Origin of the sequence: Salinisphaera sp. G21_0 (assembly GCF_017744115.1) — a bacterium.
Classification (GTDB): domain Bacteria; phylum Pseudomonadota; class Gammaproteobacteria; order Pseudomonadales; family Endozoicomonadaceae; genus Endozoicomonas.
This window is the reverse complement of sequence record NZ_JAGHQW010000305.1, coordinates 1-511: the sequence shown is the minus strand read 5'-3', so window position 1 is coordinate 511 and position 511 is coordinate 1. Positions and strand designations below refer to the sequence as shown.

Genomic DNA, 511 nt, shown 5'->3' with positions numbered 1-511 from the left:
ACAGGGGTGGGGGCGGCATGGGTTCCGCGCGGTTACGACCAGCATTAGTCGATGACCTTTGGCTGCAATAGCGGTAGGCGATCACACCGACCAGCAAAAAAATCACCGTGCCCAGGGTGGCGATACAAGCTATAACGGCAGGGCTTGGTGATGCCACTAGCGGTTTTGGTGCGGCAAATGTTGCAAAATCCGGGTCAGAGAAGGTCATTTTTGGTACTTTTGACCCAGTTTCTGGAGGCGTTGTCATTGTGACAGAACCCGAACTGGAAAAGTTCATGGTGCTGCCTGGTCTTGTGGCCGCAGCTGTTGACTCTTTAGCGGCATTTACCGGGCAAACATCACTGTACGACAAATCCAATGCATCCAGAAATTCTGTTCGCGAAGAGCAATTGGCTGTTAACACCCGTGGGTCTGCTTTTTGGCAAAGAAGCTGATCATTGGAGATAGATTCAGTATTCACTTTAATGCCATTGACATAGCTGTTCACCGCCGTGGTGTTGGCAACCGTTCC

At 51.1% G+C, this 511-nt stretch carries 1 protein-coding gene; it reads right to left on the bottom strand.

Annotated features, from left to right (window positions below; all coding sequences use genetic code 11):
• The coding region (locus tag J7439_RS26200; protein ID WP_209204989.1) for a hypothetical protein at nt 1–511 on the bottom strand (511 nt) is incomplete at both ends.